This window comes from Algoriphagus aurantiacus, assembly GCF_035156405.1.
In the GTDB taxonomy this organism is placed as follows: domain Bacteria; phylum Bacteroidota; class Bacteroidia; order Cytophagales; family Cyclobacteriaceae; genus Algoriphagus; species Algoriphagus aurantiacus.
The window spans coordinates 1-16,115 of record NZ_JAXRUT010000050.1 but is presented as its reverse complement, the minus strand read 5'-3'; the positions used below and the strand labels follow the sequence as shown (position 1 = coordinate 16,115).

12 protein-coding genes and 1 CRISPR repeat array are annotated in these 16,115 nt (G+C 43.0%); of the genes, 6 read left to right on the top strand and 6 right to left on the bottom strand.

Translation table 11 applies throughout. The features are described 5' to 3' along the window. Positions 1-15: 15 nt before the first annotated feature. A CRISPR array of direct repeats spans positions 16-1,422; the repeat unit is 30 nt; unit sequence ACCTCAATCGCACCACACAGGAATTGAAAT. A gap of 412 nt (positions 1,423-1,834) precedes the next feature. From SYJ56_RS25165 to SYJ56_RS25150, 4 genes are read right to left on the bottom strand one after another with little or no spacing between them, the layout of a single operon-like run. After that, the gene (locus tag SYJ56_RS25165) at positions 1,835-3,151 is read right to left on the bottom strand and encodes a Fic family protein (RefSeq protein ID WP_323839049.1); all 1,317 of its coding nucleotides are present in this window, start codon (positions 3,149-3,151) and stop codon (positions 1,835-1,837) included. Between the two features lie 26 nt (positions 3,152-3,177). Further along, positions 3,178-3,546: a helix-turn-helix domain-containing protein gene (locus SYJ56_RS25160; RefSeq protein ID WP_323839047.1), complete on the bottom strand. Its 369-nt coding sequence runs from the start codon at positions 3,544-3,546 to the stop codon at positions 3,178-3,180. Between the two features lie 4 nt (positions 3,547-3,550). Continuing rightward, positions 3,551-3,940 carry a helix-turn-helix domain-containing protein gene (locus SYJ56_RS25155; protein ID WP_323839045.1) on the bottom strand — a complete coding sequence of 130 codons (390 nt, stop codon included), beginning with the start codon at positions 3,938-3,940 and terminating at the stop codon, positions 3,551-3,553. A 5-nt stretch (positions 3,941-3,945) separates the two neighbouring features. Then, positions 3,946-4,329: a helix-turn-helix domain-containing protein gene (locus tag SYJ56_RS25150; protein ID WP_323839043.1), complete on the bottom strand. Its 384-nt coding sequence runs from the start codon at positions 4,327-4,329 to the stop codon at positions 3,946-3,948. 757 nt (positions 4,330-5,086) lie between these two features. On the opposite strand from SYJ56_RS25150, the gene SYJ56_RS25145 reads away from it, so the two are divergent. From SYJ56_RS25145 to SYJ56_RS25135, 3 genes are all read left to right on the top strand, one after another. Next, positions 5,087-6,454 carry a TlpA family protein disulfide reductase gene (locus SYJ56_RS25145; protein WP_323839041.1) on the top strand — a complete coding sequence of 456 codons (1,368 nt, stop codon included), beginning with the start codon at positions 5,087-5,089 and terminating at the stop codon, positions 6,452-6,454. Further along, a complete protein-coding gene (locus SYJ56_RS25140; protein WP_323839039.1) occupies positions 6,451-9,672 on the top strand; it encodes a SusC/RagA family TonB-linked outer membrane protein in 3,222 nt (1,073 codons plus the stop codon). Before SYJ56_RS25145 ends, SYJ56_RS25140 begins: the two co-directional genes overlap by 4 nt. Positions 9,673-9,842: 170 nt before the next feature. Then, on the top strand, positions 9,843-11,180 hold the full coding sequence (locus SYJ56_RS25135) for a RagB/SusD family nutrient uptake outer membrane protein (protein WP_323839037.1): 1,338 nt from the start codon (positions 9,843-9,845) through the stop codon (positions 11,178-11,180). 38 nt (positions 11,181-11,218) lie between these two features. Here SYJ56_RS25135 and SYJ56_RS25130 read toward each other — a convergent pair whose 3' ends face one another. Together SYJ56_RS25130 and SYJ56_RS25125 are read right to left on the bottom strand one after the other, a co-directional pair. After that, positions 11,219-11,506: a hypothetical protein gene (locus tag SYJ56_RS25130; RefSeq protein ID WP_323839035.1), complete on the bottom strand. Its 288-nt coding sequence runs from the start codon at positions 11,504-11,506 to the stop codon at positions 11,219-11,221. Between the two features lie 827 nt (positions 11,507-12,333). Then, the gene (locus SYJ56_RS25125) at positions 12,334-12,768 is read right to left on the bottom strand and encodes a MauE/DoxX family redox-associated membrane protein (RefSeq protein ID WP_323839033.1); all 435 of its coding nucleotides are present in this window, start codon (positions 12,766-12,768) and stop codon (positions 12,334-12,336) included. A gap of 294 nt (positions 12,769-13,062) precedes the next feature. On the opposite strand from SYJ56_RS25125, the gene SYJ56_RS25120 reads away from it, so the two are divergent. From SYJ56_RS25120 to SYJ56_RS25110, 3 genes are all read left to right on the top strand, one after another. After that, positions 13,063-14,616: a terpene synthase family protein gene (locus SYJ56_RS25120; protein WP_323839031.1), complete on the top strand. Its 1,554-nt coding sequence runs from the start codon at positions 13,063-13,065 to the stop codon at positions 14,614-14,616. A gap of 22 nt (positions 14,617-14,638) precedes the next feature. Further along, complete coding sequence (locus SYJ56_RS25115) at positions 14,639-15,487, top strand: RteC domain-containing protein (RefSeq protein ID WP_323839029.1); 849 nt, start codon at positions 14,639-14,641, stop codon at positions 15,485-15,487. Positions 15,488-15,572: 85 nt separating this feature from the next. Next, the coding region (locus SYJ56_RS25110; RefSeq protein ID WP_323839027.1) for an RteC domain-containing protein at positions 15,573-16,115 on the top strand (543 nt) is incomplete at its 3' end.

The following is a 16,115-nucleotide window of genomic DNA, read 5'->3' as shown; positions in this document are numbered from 1 at the left end:
GTAGACAAGATCTTAACCTCAATCGCACCACACAGGAATTGAAATATGTAACTGAGGAGGAGAGAAAATTAGCTGAATTAAACCTCAATCGCACCACACAGGAATTGAAATGCAGTAGTCTTCATGAGACCACTTTAGCAGCTGCTGACCTCAATCGCACCACACAGGAATTGAAATGATGAACCAGACTCCGTATTTCTCAGGCCTCTTGAAACCTCAATCGCACCACACAGGAATTGAAATTGATGAGCTGATTGGAGAATTCTACTTTGTATTCCCACCTCAATCGCACCACACAGGAATTGAAATCAGGCTACCAGCCTGAGATTTGTGAAGCAAGCGGCGGACCTCAATCGCACCACACAGGAATTGAAATTACCTTGGCATATTTGCCTGTAGTATTGGGATCAGCACCTCAATCGCACCACACAGGAATTGAAATTATACTAGGTTTGGGTTTAAGCCTCCTGCAGAGAACCTCAATCGCACCACACAGGAATTGAAATGATCAGTTTCGATCAGAATCTTGATTTCCTCCCGGAACCTCAATCGCACCACACAGGAATTGAAATCTTTGGGAAGTAGTCTCTAACGACGGAAGCACATTTACCTCAATCGCACCACACAGGAATTGAAATGCCAAATCGGGATATCGATAGGTAAAATTGACACAACCTCAATCGCACCACACAGGAATTGAAATGAGGTCACTAATGTCTAAAGACACCAAAATTACCTCAATCGCACCACACAGGAATTGAAATGCTTTATCCCACAAGCCAAAACACAAACAGCATCCCACCTCAATCGCACCACACAGGAATTGAAATGGCATTGAAAATGGGTAGAAAGTCGGTTTCAATAGAACCTCAATCGCACCACACAGGAATTGAAATAGGGTAAAAAAATGGACGCTGTAGACAAGATCTTAACCTCACTCGCACCACACAGGAATTGAAATAGGGTAAAAAAATGGACGCTGTAGACAAGATCTTAACCTCAATCGCACCACACAGGAATTGAAATATGTAACTGAGGAGGAGAGAAAATTAGCTGAATTAAACCTCAATCGCACCACACAGGAATTGAAATTGATGAGCTGATTGGAGAATTCTACTTTGTATTCCCACCTCAATCGCACCACACAGGAATTGAAATTCTACTATCATCCTGCTATCACTCCAAGGGCTAATAACCTCAATCGCACCACACAGGAATTGAAATTTGGATTATGATCATTGCATCATTTTCAAGAATGGGACCTCAATCGCACCACACAGGAATTGAAATGATCAGTTTCGATCAGAATCTTGATTTCCTCCCGGAACCTCAATCGCACCAATTTGGTATTGAAATTTGACCAAGACAGGGAAAACGGCATCATGAAGCATGCTCTCAATCGCACCAATCTGGAATTGAAATGAAGGATTCAACCCTACAGTAGGCGGATCTCTCGACCTCTCAATCGCACCACTCAGGAAATCAAGCTAAGCAACGTGCGGCTGATAAGAGGGGCTTGATTCACGAGTTGCTGTGTGACCTCGCTAGGGGAACGTGTAAGTAATTAAGGTTTTACTGAGTATGTGTAACTTGTCGTCTCAATTGCACCCCACAGGATTTGAAATATGACTGAGGGAGCATTGGCCCACTGGATCAAGAACCCCTCAATCGCACCTTACTTTTTCATTATTGTCTTCGTTCTCAATTGCATTGCTATGAAAATCAATCTTTTCATACGAGGTTGATTAGGGTGGTGATTATTTTGGCACGTTCTGAGTAGCTGATTTAAGGTTTTGCTGCCTAGTGTAACTATGCTATCAATTAAGTCTTTCTTCTAAACCTTTTGTGAAAGCGCTGCTGTATGCTGGAGCTTCACTTCCTTACACAGCTGTTTTATTTCCTCTTTAGTGAGAACCGAGCCATACGTCTTTTGCAGAACACTCTTATGGCTATTGTCCAGTTTGAAATTAATGGAATTATTTAGCCCTAATTCGATATAATATCGGGATGTAAAATTAAATTCCTCATCACCTTCCTTTTTTAACCCAGAAAATAAATATGCAAGCATGAATTCAGAAGTGTCTTCAGAAATGATTTGGCGAATAGTCTCAATTTGATTTTCATGATTATCTTCATCATCTGAAGATCCAAGCCACTTTTCATGTCTAAAGTAAAAATCATCAAATGCACTACAGGTAGCAATAAATTCCTTCCATAGAGGCACGACTGAATTGTCATAGAACTCCAAGATCATTGATTTTGACCGAACAAATGGTTTTTTGCTAATAGATTCACTAATCATCTTTGCCTTCAGCAACGCAATCTCCTTATCCAGATCATCCTCTTCTTCTATACTTTCTCCTTTGGCTCCTGAGATCATGATGTCTAGGGAGCGGATCAGGTTGGAAGCAATGTATTCGAAAAAGGGCTCGATTATTCCGGCATCGGCCTGTCGCAGTGCGGCAAAGTAATTTAGCTTGTCTTCGGTTTTGATGATCAATGGTGGGTAGCCAAAATGAATCAAGATGAAATTCATTAGAATACGTGCAAGCCTGCCATTCCCATCGTCAAAAGGATGGATCCGGATAAATCTGTAATGGAATTCCGCAGCAAGAAGGATAGGAGTGACATTAGGTTGTTTGCTTTCATCCCGGTACCATTCGATCAGGTCATGCATCTGGGAAGGAGTTTCTTCCGGTGATGCAAACCTGAAAATTTCGCCCGTTTTAGTCAATACATGATTCGGAACAGATTTATACTGGCCTACGTGGATCCAGCGTTTGGTGCGCTGTCCATCGGTGGTGATGGCATCCACTTCATAGGGCTCTTTGAGCAATAGGGTGTGGAGTTCACGAATAAAGCTTTCCGTCAAAGGATAATCCCCTTTGACCACATCCATAACCCATTTGATGGCCTTATCATGGCCGGTAATTTCGAAATGATCCTTTAGGGGTTTTCCCTGAGCAGTAATTCCAAAAAGAATCAAGGCCTTAGTTTCGCCAAAAGTCAGCGAATTTCCTTCCAGATTATTGGAATGATAGTTCCAGTCCAACCGGAATTTCTGCATGATAAGCTCTTCCCTCTCCTTAGGAATGGGGCGCAGTTGATCCAGTTCATCTTTTAACGCTGTTGCTTTGGTAAGGAAATTCATTTCTATTTATCTACGCTTATTCTCTTTTAGTTATTTTTTACTTTGATAGAGGACTTCAGTACTTCCAGTTTTTCTTGGCTTGACTTAAGTCGAGCTTCAAGATTCTGCACTTGATCTGTTGACAAACCTTGATACATTATATTTACTCCTTGATTTCCCTCATAGTTGTTGAAATGATTTGTGAAGGTTGCCTTTTCGTGAAAGTTTAAAATGTATTCTGGAGAAACATCAAATATTTCTGATAGTTCTTTGAGACGAGTAAGAGTAATATCAGATATGTTGTTTTCTATATTGCTGTAGGCCTTAGTTGTTATTCCAAGTGCACTTGCAACTTCTTCTTTAGATAATTTCTTTTCTAGCTCTCTAATTTCTCGGATATTATCTCCTATTTTCATGGTATTAAAAATTAATATTATGGCTTCTAAGTAGTGCTTCTAATATTGCTATTCTATTTCTCTCACTTTTTAATAATTCTTCTTGCAGCCTAATAACAGTATTAGCTTGAGTTTCATGTATACTTTGATTCATAATGTTAATATTATTATTCCCATTATGATTGTGAAAATAATTGAAGAATTCTTTTTTGGTTTGGCTATAATTTATAATATAATCTATACTACAGTCAAATATTTCTGCAATTTCCGCAAGCCTTCCAATTGTAATGTCTGTTACGTTATTCTCAATATTCGCATAAGCCCTCGTTGAAATTTTTAGGCAGTTGGCTATATAATCTCTTTTGAAGTTTTTTTCTCCTTCGCGAATTTGTCTTATATGTTCACCAACTCTCATTTAATCTAGAAATCTAATTCAATATTGTTATCACGTAAAAGCTTTTCCAATTTGGGAATTCGCTTCAATTCGTCTTGGTAGAGCTCTTTAAAGGCATTCCTAATTTCTTTTTGATCTATTCCCTGAACATTAACATTTATCCCATTATTGCCCTCACTATTCTCAAAATGGTTATAAATACTTCCTCCAGATTCCTTGAATTGTAGAATGTAAATTGGACTGCAGGAAAAAACATTAGCAAAAATTTGAAGTTGACTCAGAGTTACTTCTGCCTCATCTCCTTCAATTGCTTTGTAAACATCAATATTGATTCCTGATATTTTTGCGATAGCTTCTATGCTAAGGCCTTTACTTGATCTAATGTCTTTGAGGTTTTTACCAATTTTCATTTTTTATTTAAAGTTAGTGATTTTGAATGATTTTAAAAGTAAAACTTCTAAAAAAGAAGTATGGCTTCCGGATTTGTCGTTTTAAATCTAAGCAAAATTAAGATCTTAAAACTAAATTTGAGACATGACCAATTGCTGGATTCCAACATCAGAAGTGTTCCAAATTTACATGTTTCGGTGGATTCATGATAGAATGCAGTTGGTTGATTGTATACTTTCCGGAATGAAATCGAACCTTATCGGCTTCTCTACTTTTGACACTCTATTTAGAAGAAAGCCCAAAAACCCAATCTAAGGGACTGATTTTTATCGCCGATTAAGGGGAGGTGCACATCCCTGAGCAGATCGGTTACTACACACTCACGTCAGCAAGCTCACAGTAGCTGGTAGAGCTGACATCATTTAGTTATTAGTTATAACAATTGCTGGTTGGTCGATTAGGCCGAGGTGGAAAAACTATGTCTTGTGAGAAGTATCAAGCCTGCCTGCCGTAGGTAGGTATCTGGTATCAAGTAGCAAGAGGGTAGAAGCTAGAAGCAAGAGCCAAGAGTCAAGAGTCAAGCGTTTGAGGATCTACTTTCAGCTTTGAGCTTTCTGACTTCCCACTTCTGCTCACTGCGACTGAGATTGCTTCGTTCCCGACGAATCGGGACAGGCTCTTCGTCCTCGCAATGACGGTGCTCTCATCGGTCACCCGACACCCGACATCGGACACCTGTCCCACCGTGGCGGACCCAGCATTACAAACATCAAAAGCATGAAAAAATTAATACTCATCTGCTTAGTGGGATACCTATGCGTACCCACAAGCACAGTAAAAGCAAAAAGTAAAGTTGCGTTACCCGAAGTAGAGGAGGAGTGGGGCAGTAGTTCCACTTCCTCTGATACGCTCACTATCGGTGATCAGATACCTAATGGTATCGAGTTCTCCGAGGTATTACACTTTGATTCGGATAAGTTACGTCTGGATGATTACCGGGGCAAGTATGTGATCCTGGAATTCTGGGCTCCCACCTGTACAGCAAGTATCGCATCACTTCCTCAAATGGACAGACTGGCTGAAAAGTACGGGGATAGGCTTCAGATTTTGCCGATCACCTTCTTCAAGGAAGAAAAGGTAATGGAAGTGATTGCTGGCTATCAGAACCTGCAGTCCATGAATATTCCACTTGTGGTAAACTCCAGTCGCCTGCTGGAATACTTCCCCCATATTACCATCCCCCATATGGTCATATTGGACCCGCAGGGAAAAGTGGTTGCCATCACCGGACTGGAAGACCTGACCGAGACTAACATCGATCAGCTGCTTGCCACCGGAGAAGCTCCCTTCAGGAGGAAGTCAGACAAACGGACCCAGGTTCCGTCTTCTGCAAGACTGATTTCCGGGACTCCCCAGCTTCCCAATAAAAACATCTGGTTTCAGTCTGCATTCACCGGGTACATACCCGATGTGGGAGGTTCATTGATTCAGAGATTTGAAGCCATGTCCGAAATCAGGATTATGAATATGCCGCTACTTTATCATTATCAGTTGGCCTATTCCGGGAGAGATCTGGTCGATTATTTTGGACGGAACAGAATTGAACTGGAAGGTTTTGATCCCGAAGAACTGTGGACTAAAAAGCGTGGCAGGGATTATATAGACTGGATGAAGGAAGGGACTCATGTATTTGGCTATGAGCTGATCGCTCCTCCTTCTATGGATCACTACGGACTTATGAGGGAAGATTTAAAACGCTTCCTTCCGCATATACAGGCAAATGTAGAACCCAGAATAAAGAAAGTTTATGCCTTGGTGCTGCAAAAGGGACAGACGTTCCCGAAAGCTGTATCCGAAAAACAGACCTATAAAACACTTTCCAATGGAGTGAAGATGGAAAACTACCCTCTTCAGGGGTTTGTGTACCATCTAAATTCCCTCTTTATGGCAAACAGTGACATGCCGGTTGTGAACTCCACGGGGATAGATTATCCGATTGATCTTCAGCTGAATGCCCAGCTTGGCAGTGTGGAAAGTCTCCGTAAAGCGCTACAGCAAAATGGTCTCGACCTAATAGAGCGTGAAGAGGAAATCCCCGTTCTCGTGCTAAGAAAAATCTCACAACCTAAATTCCTGACTCCATGAAAAAGTTGCTATATGCTATACTACTGATCCTATTCTTTGGGGCACATGTGTGTGCCCAGGAGATAATGACACTGTCCGGACAGGCCGTTGATTACACTTCAGGGGAACCGCTTGCCGGAGCCATGGTCACTGTGATGCCTGATAATATGACGGTAATAACCGATGAAGAAGGCAGGTTTGCAGTTGAACTGACGGAGGGAGATTATGGGATCACTGCCCGGTTTCTCGGATATGCTACCCTAAAGGAAGTTGTAACAGTACCATTCTCAGGTACTCTTATACTTAAGCTTAGGTCTTTGGAAATGGGGCTAGATGAAGTACAGGTGCTGGCCACCGGGTATCAGGAAATCCCCAAAAGCAGGGCTACCGGTTCATTCGTGAATCTGGACGAGGAGTTGATCGACCGTCGGGTAAGCACCAATATCATCGACAGGCTGGAAGATGTGACCTCAGGCCTTATCCTAAACCGCTCGGGTGATGTGGGACGTGATCCGGTTTCCATCCGTGGGAGAAGTACGCTGGGCAGGTTTTCCCAACCCCTGATCGTCATAGATAATTTTCCTTACGATGGAAGTCTGGAGGATATCAACCCCAATGATGTGGCAAGTATCACAGTGCTCCGTGATGCTGCTGCTGCTTCTATCTGGGGAGCCCGTGCGGGAAACGGCGTGATCGTCATTACTACCAAGTCAGGTACTGCCGGCCGTCCGCTGAAGTTTAGCCTTACGGCGAATACTAACTGGATTCAGCAGCCAGACCCTTTTTTAGCCCCAAATCTATCGGTCAATGATTTTATTGATGTGGAAGAGCAGCTGTTTTCCTCAGGCTACTACGACTACGCTATTTCCAGTATCACCAATCCGGTACTCACACCTGTGGTGGAGACTCTTGCCTTGCAGCGGGAGGGGATACTCAGTGGGGCAGAAGCAGGAGAAAGAATCAATTCTTTTAGACAAAATGACCTGCGAAGGGATCTGGAAAGGTATCTATACCGTCCCCAGCTAAATCAGCAGTACAGTCTGGGGATATCCGGTGGCAATCAGCTTCATACCTACCGGGCTGCTTTGGGATATGATGGCCTAAGGTTACCGGTAGTGGGTAATTTTTCGGATCGTTTCACACTCCAGTTAAAGCATGACCTGAGGCTTTTACAGGGGAGGCTTGGTTTCCAGGCTGCATTTTACGGGATCCATGGCAGGGAGACAGACCAAAACGCAGGTCCTGAGGATCTGTATTTCTCATCTACACTGGGAATGTATCCCTATGCACAGTTGGCAGATGAAAACGGTAATCCTCTACAGCTCAACCGGCAGTTTAACAGTGGACTGAAGAGGCGGGCACAGGAGGAAGGCTTATTGGACTGGGGCTATTATCCGCTGGAAGAAATCGGAAGATCTCCGTCCACTGGCACTAAAGATGACTGGAGACTCAATCTGGGATCAGACTTTTTGATTTTGCCTGGCCTGAAGATCAATGGCCTCTATCAGTTTTGGAAAAACAACTTCCACTCAGATACCCATTACAGTCAGGAAAGCTACTACACCCGGGAGCTGATAAACCTATACACCGGACTGGATGAAAACGGTAACAGGATTATGCCTGTTCCCCAAGGCGGTATACTGGATAGATCTTCCAGGGCATCCACTAGTCATTCGGGAAGGGTACAGCTTAACTACGGGAAGAAATGGGGCGGAAAATGGGATCTGGATGCATTGGGCGGAACGGAGGTCAAGACCCTGAATTGGGAATCCGCCAGCAATAGGTTGTATGGATACGATGAAGAGCGGGCGACTACTGTGCCTGTTGATTATACAAACCGATTTCCCCAGTATAATTATCCCGGCTATACCTACACGATTCCAAGCAGGGAAGGTCTTGGAGCCGGGACTGACCGGTTTTTCTCTCTTTTCGGCAATGCATCACTGGGTTATGATGACCGCTACATGGTAACCCTAAGTGCAAGAAAAGATGCCTCCAATCTCTTTGGGGTGGATGCCAATCAACGGGCAGTACCGCTGTGGTCAGCAGGACTTGGCTGGACGCTCAGTGAGGAGGATTTCTATCAATGGGCTGCGCTTCCATTTGTTAAACTGCGGTTGTCCTATGGTTATAATGGCAATGTGGACAGAAGTCTGACTGCTTTTACCACAGCACGGATGAATGCCCAAAGCAGTCTTACCCAGCTCCCATATTCCAATATTATCAATCCACCCAATGGAAATCTCCGATGGGAACGGATCAGGATTACAAACTTTGGCCTTGATCTGGAGTCAAGAAACGGAAGAATTTCCACTACGTTGGAGCTTTACAGCAAACAGGGGCTGGACCTGATAGGACAGACCCCATATGCCCCAAGCTCTGGAATACAGACCTTCACAGGTAACACCGCAACTACTTCTACCAAAGGTTACGATCTGGAAATAACCACCAAAAATCTTACCGGTGGGTTTTCCTGGGTCTCGACCCTGCTTTTGTCCGGGGTCAGAGAGGAGGTAATGGACTATGAGATAGAACCAGCTGTTTCCAGCCTGCTGAATTTTGCACAGTCGGGGCTGGGAGGAACCTATTTTCCCGTGATAGGAAAACCGCTATTCGGGGTTTACAGTCTGCCTTGGGCGGGTTTAAACCCGGATACCGGAGCGCCCCGCGGCTATTTGGAAGGTGAACCATCGGAAGATTATGCGGCTCTTGTCAATGGTGCCACGTTGGAGTCAATCACCTACCATGGGCCTGCACGGCCAACCACATTTGGTGCACTGCGCAATACGATTTCTTGGAAAGGTTTCAGTCTTTCTGCCAATATAAGCTACCGGTTCGGCTACTACTTCACCAGGGCATCCGTAGAATATACCCGCATATTGGAAGGACGGGGAGGACATTCGGATTATGCGCTCAGATGGCAAAATCCCGGTGATGAGATGTTTACGCAGGTGCCTTCCATGCCAGCCTCCCGCAACCCGATTCAGGATACCTTTAATCGTGTAAGTTCTGAACTGGTAGAAAAAGGTGACCATATCAGACTTCAGGATGTCCGGTTCGGATACCTGCTGCCAAAATCATCATCAGGTTTCCTCTCAGGGATCCAGCGGGCAGAATTCTATATGTATGCCAATAATCTAGGCCTGATCTGGAAGGCTACTGACAGCGGCTTAGACCCTGATTTTGGCTGGGCTACTCCCAGAAAAAGCATTGCATTGGGTCTACAGCTGGAATTCTGATAATCAATATAGTACTGGGCAGTCAGAAGCTTTCTTCATAAGGGGAGGGGTGGTTTTCCTCCAAAATTAAATACTGACTGAAGGACGGAGGTCTTGCCTCCGTCCGCCCACTTAGGTAAAATCTAAATAGATGGCCTTTAAAATCAAATTATAAACAGATGGAAATAAAAATGAAATATAGTATCGTTATAAGTCTACTCTTTGGACTGTTTGCCTGCGATAGTTTTCTGGATGAAAAGCCTGATCAGAGTATCGTAGTGGTTACCACGTTAAAAGATGTTAGAAGTCTGTTGGACAACAGTGTGGTATTCAACAGACAGGGGATGCTTACGGGTAGGTCTTCAGATGAATTTTATATCACACCGGCAGGTCTGGCACCGCTCAATGTCACCGAACAGCGGACATACCTTTGGATGGATGATCCCTTTCAGGGAGAAATGGTAAATGATTGGGTCACTCCCTATCAGCAGGTTTTTTATGCAAATGTAGCCTTGGAAGCTTTGAATGACATCAAGGAGGGTGCATCTGCTGCTATTGGTGAGTTGAGAGGAGAAGCACTCTTTCATAGATCATTCGCCTATTTCAATTTGCTTCAGCAGTTTGCTCCCGCATATCGATTGGATGGAAACAACGCTGGCTTGTTGGGTATTGTGTTAAAGCAAAGTGCTGCGGTAAATGAACCGGCAGTCCGTTATGCACTTCAGGATTGCTACGGCCAGGTTGAGCAGGATCTGCTGGAAGCTGTTGAATTGCTACCAGCCTCAGGGCTTTACAAGACTAGACCGAACAAAGCTGCTGCTTTGGGAATGCTGGCAAGACTTTATCTGGTCACCTTTGATTTTGAAGGGGCGGCAGAAGCGGCTATGGCTGCCCTTGATAATTATGAGGCAAGACTTGATTTCAATGAAATCGATGTAGATGCCAGGTTCCCTTTTCAAACCTTTGGTGATGAAACCATATTTTACTCCGTCCATAGTTCTACACGCTTAAACATATCACGGGAAGCTTTTGTAGCTGATGTAGTTACTGGATTGTTTAAGGAAGGGGACTTAAGGATTCCGGCTTATTTTGATGAAGCCGATGAGGGGAGATATTTGTATTCCGGAAAGCATTCAGGAAACGTTACGTTCTTTGGAGGAATAAGCGTAGGTGAGTTGGAGTTGACTGCTGCTGAGGCATTGGCCAGGATCGGCAGTTCTGCAGAAGCGATTGAAATTCTAAATGGATTTTTGGCCAGAAGATTTAGCCCTGAATATTATGAACCTGTAAATGAATCAGGCCTGGAATTAGTCAAAAAGATCATTGATGAAAGAAAGCTTGAGTTATTTGGCCGGGGGATACGCTGGTTCGACCTAAGAAGGTTGAATCAGGAGCCAGAGTTTGCGACAGTTTTTGTAAGGGAAAGGGATGGAAATGAAATACGTATTCCTCCAAATTCTCCAAAATATGTGTTTCCAATTCCTGATTTGGAAATAGAGCGGACTGGAATTGAGCAAAATGAACGATGAGAAAAGTCCCAAGGACCAAAGATCCTTGGGACTACCTATTATGGAATTGCCAAATATGTTCCTGTAACCACATTGGTTTTGATTCCTGATGCAGGATCGTCGTTCTGGAACATTACAGAACATTCAGGGCCTGCTTCATCACAAAGGAAATGGGTTCCTTCTTCTTCACCTGTGATTTCCCGATAATTATGAGGCGCACTGGAATCCGGCGTCCATAATTTCACAGGAGGATTCGGATTAGTGATATCCGGCGTATTGAATGCAAAGGCGGCAAATGCTGCCAGCACAAATGCAAATACAGGTAATCTTTTTACTAAAGTTTTCATCGTTATGTCCTGTTTTTTAACAGATCAAAAACAGGGAAACCGTTTGGGTATCGAGTGGAAGCATATTTTTTCCATTCGGTACGTGGTTAAAATGCCTACTCTGGTAAGGGTTTTCGGCTTCTCCCTTCATACATCACCCAGTATAGTTTGGAGTCTCCACTTCCAGACTCGGAGACAGGTGATGTGGTTATTGGTTAGATTCTCATTTAGCTATTTTTTTGGGGTGGGATAATGCCTTTTCCTGCCCCGTTTTTACACTGGGATTTTTATTAATATGTAATACTATATCAAGTTTATTAGTTAAATTTGGTTCATAGAGACAGTACGCTTCTATGCTAATTAAAGCTTAACACCCTGAGAGCCTGAGGTATTTTCCTTGGGCTTTTTTGTCGGGACTAGAGGTTAACCTTTAACTCGGCTATTCGAATAGCTATTGTAGGATTTCTACTCCGGCAATTGACCCTTCGGCCCTAACTTAGCGCAAGAGTCTCCTTACTGGTGCTGTGAATATTTCATTCTCCGGACTGCCTTCAAACTTCATTATTCAAACTCTACAATTCAACATTCATCATATAATTGAAGAGGGTTTTGGTTAAAATATTGTCCTTTCCATCCTCCTGCAGTTACTGTCATGTCCCACAGAACCTGTAGGCAGTTGGGAAACGGCCTTTGATCTTTTTTCCAGGGGTTTCACCCATGGCTATTCAAAGTTTTACCCCTTCAGGGTAATTCCTCAATCTTTAAATTCTCATCAATCTCTCCGCACCACCTCTTTGCTCCATAACCTGTTAACCTGTTAACCTTTAAACTTTTAACCAATAACCTCTCTACTCTCCGTGTATCTCACATTTTCTCAGTGCCTCTCTGTGCCACAACCCCCACACCGCCAATCCAATAAATACCAGATTCAACCAGAGGTGCTCCGCCCAGCCCAAACTCTCCATAATCCAGGCGCAATTACACGGAACTCTGGGAAAAGCTCCTACCCAGATCAGTCCCACATAGGTGGTGAAGATGGTGAGGAGGAGGATACTTGAGAGGTATCCCCACCATCTGCTGACCGAAAAGAGTAGGAGCAGGGCAATCAGTAGTTCAGTGATTGGTATTGCATAGGCCAAAACTTCTGCCAGCTCCGCAGGAAAGGTCTGGTTATGAAATGCCTTTCTGCTAGTCTCCCAGTGAATGATTTTATCAAACCCTGTATAGGTCCACAAGAGGATTAACAGGATACTTGGGATAGCTATTTTTTTTGTGTTTTCCATTCCGGGTTATGTTCAATGGAAAGTTGGGGATTATAAAAATCCGGAGTTCACAAGTTGGGTGATAAACAAAAAAAGTGTGTCAATTATACAATTTCTGTGGTATTGGAAAAATAAAGTAGTTGATTACTTGGTTTTTAGGAGTTGAGATTTTAAACTGGACTACTGTTTTTTTAGTGAACAAATGAACTAAGCAAGTTCAACAGTTGGATCTTCAACTGTAAAGGCAATTTATCTGTAGGCTCTGGCAAGGAGTTCTATAATCGGAAGTACAATTTAATCTAAACAGATATCATCATGAATCGGTATGATTTGGATCCAACGTTTTTAAAGGAGCTCTTTGATCTTGAGGGCAAAGTGAGTGATAACGCTTTGGAAAGAGTAGGAGAATTTCTGGAAATAAGGAATGCTAAACGGAAAGCTACCATCCGTCATGCCGGTACTGTGGAAACCGAATCTAGGTTTCTGGTGGAAGGAATGATCGGGATGTACTATATGGGTAACTTATCCAGACTTTACTTTCCTGGTGATGTATTTATGGATTTTGAATCCTATCAGACACAGATGCCCAGTAAATATCGCTTTAGGTCTTTGGGAGAATCTGTTTATATATGCCTTTCCTACCCAAATGAGGCGCTATTGCTGAAAGAAATACCTGAGTTCACAGATTTTTCAAATTCCCAGATAGCAAAAGTCCGGAATGCTGATGTGGAATGGCATGCATTTACCCAGATGAACTACCGGGACAAACTCAAGGTGATTGAAGAGAAGTTCCCCAAGTTCAAGTATGATCTGACCAATAATGAAAAGGCGAGCCTGCTGGGGGTAAGTTACACTACTGCAGCACGTATTAAGAAAGAGTCCAATAGTAAAAAGCCTGCTGATAAAAGTGGAAAACTTGGAAAATTGCTACACTACCCATTTCCTGCCTATGTCCACACTGATGCAGCTGAAATCGAGGAGCAAACTGTCTCTTGGGCTTTTCACTTCCATTCAATCCTTAGGAACAACGATGAAATCGCCTATTACAAAGGACAAAAATTCAGTTACCTGTCCTCCTGCCTGTATCCGGAAATTGATATTGAAAGAGGGGTTTGGATTTCCAAGCTCTACCTCTGGCTGTTTTATTTGGACGATATGACAGATGATTTGCATGTCGGGCAGAAAGCAGATTTTTGGGATTACCTACTATCTGGGGTTGAAAACATTATGGGGGGTAAACCATTGGGATTGAATCCTACCCGCATTACAGTTTTCCTTCATGCTTTTAGCGATCTGGCCGCAGAATTCGATTCGCTGGTTTCAGGCCATAAATACATGAAGGGGCTGATATTTTCAGAGGTTCTGAATTATATGCGAAAGAATAAAATTGAAGCGGAATTTAAGGATAAGAGGACATTACCTACTTGGGAAGAATATCAGGTTATCCGACCGGCTTTTTCAGGAGGGAATCTAGCCTTGGCACTCTGTGCTTTTGAATCAGGTGAGAAATTTACAAGTGAATGTTCAGACTGGAGGAAAACAGCCGATTTCCGTGGGTTGGCAGCTAAGCTGATCTACCTGTCCAATGACTTGATATCCTACCAAAAGGAAGCTGATCGGGGTGATTTTATGAATGCAGTGGCGTTGCTTATGCATCATAAGCTGCTTGATTTCACAGTGGCCCAGCAGGAAGTTCTGAATCTGCATGCGGAGACACTGGAAGAATTTATGGTGCTGGAAAGAAAATGGAGGGAGGAATACAAGCCGGAAAACAGTGGTATCCTTAAATACCTCAAGCAGATTAAATACAAGATTGCCGGATCTGTTCATTGGTCTCTGTCGATTTCTCCGCGGTACAAAAAGAATTGATTCGTGAATAAATTTTTAAACTATGGGTATCCTCACATTTTCGGACCGGATAATTACCGGATTAAAAAACGAGCTGGGTGTTCTGAAACTGGACGGTGAAAACAAACTCATCCAGTTTGAATCTGCTTTTCACCTGGTGGATCGGGCGATGGATAAGATCAAACTCTTTATGGACCACTATGAATTTGTGTCCGAAGAAGAGGAAATAGAATTCTTCAAACATCATATGACTTACTTCCTCAGGGAATCTGTGTATTTCTCCGAACTGTTCAATATGGAATCTATCAAACCGGCCGGGTCTAAAAATGAAATCAGGAAATTCTACGAAAAGGAATTGCTCAGTGTGCAGGAATTCCTGCAAAACAACCAAAACTTATACAATTACCTCTTGATGAAAAAAGAGAATCAGGATAGGGTATTTTTCTTAAGGAGTGCACAAGCCCCTGTATATAAGCCTAATTTGTTCTGGCACACACTAGATACCAGATACTGTACTGTATATACATTATACTGTGCCAGGATCATGGGTACTCTGGCACTGGCAGATTATATCCAGGATCAATTACTTGTCCTACATGATACTAAGAATCCGATAGAAGAGGAGAGAAATTCGCCGCTGTTTTGGACAGGGAAAAAGGCGGATCTCGTCGAGTTGGTTTACGCCTTAAAAACATCCAATGCTGTAAACCACGGAAATGCCCGTGTTTCAGAACTGGCAACCTTCATGGCAGAAGTATTTGGTAAGGAACTGCAGGATTATTACAGGACCTTCCTGGAAATCAAGTCTAGAAAGAAAAACCGGACTGTATTTCTTGACCAGTGTAAAGAGAATCTGGAGGCTTATATGAACAGTTTTGAGGCAAGAGGATGATAGGTTATTCCAAATGATTTAGAATTGAATGAAGCACTGAATGAGTTGAGAGGCAGGAGGTGTTTGGATAATAAACAAGGAGGATATGAAAGCATTTGTAGAAACGCTTTTTGTGGAGATGGAACAATCGCTGAAGGAAGTTTCGAAGGAGACATCCAACGGGCTGCAAAAAGCTGAGAGATGTTGTCAGGTGATCAATGAGATTTTGATCCGGTTGAAGGAATTTATGACAGGATATACATTCCCTGATACTGAAGAGGAAATTCTGTTCTTCAAAGAATACAAGCCCATGCTCTTCAAGGAATTGATTTTCTACTCCGAGCTAGTCTATATAGAAGCCAAAAAGCCGATTGGGCAAAAAGAACAGATCAAAAGTTTTTATCCTCATGTTATGGATCAGATACAGGAGTTTTTCGCGAGGAATCACCAACTATACATCTATTATCAGCTGGGAAAAAGTGATCAGGATGAAACACTGTTTTTGAGGAATTCCAAGCCTGTATCTCTGATCCCGGATTATTCCTTTGATTTTGACCCGGTTTTTTCGACAATCAACAGCAGCAAGCTTGCCAAGATCATGGCGTATGAAAGCCTGACGGATCATATTCGGAAAACCATCTACAGGCTA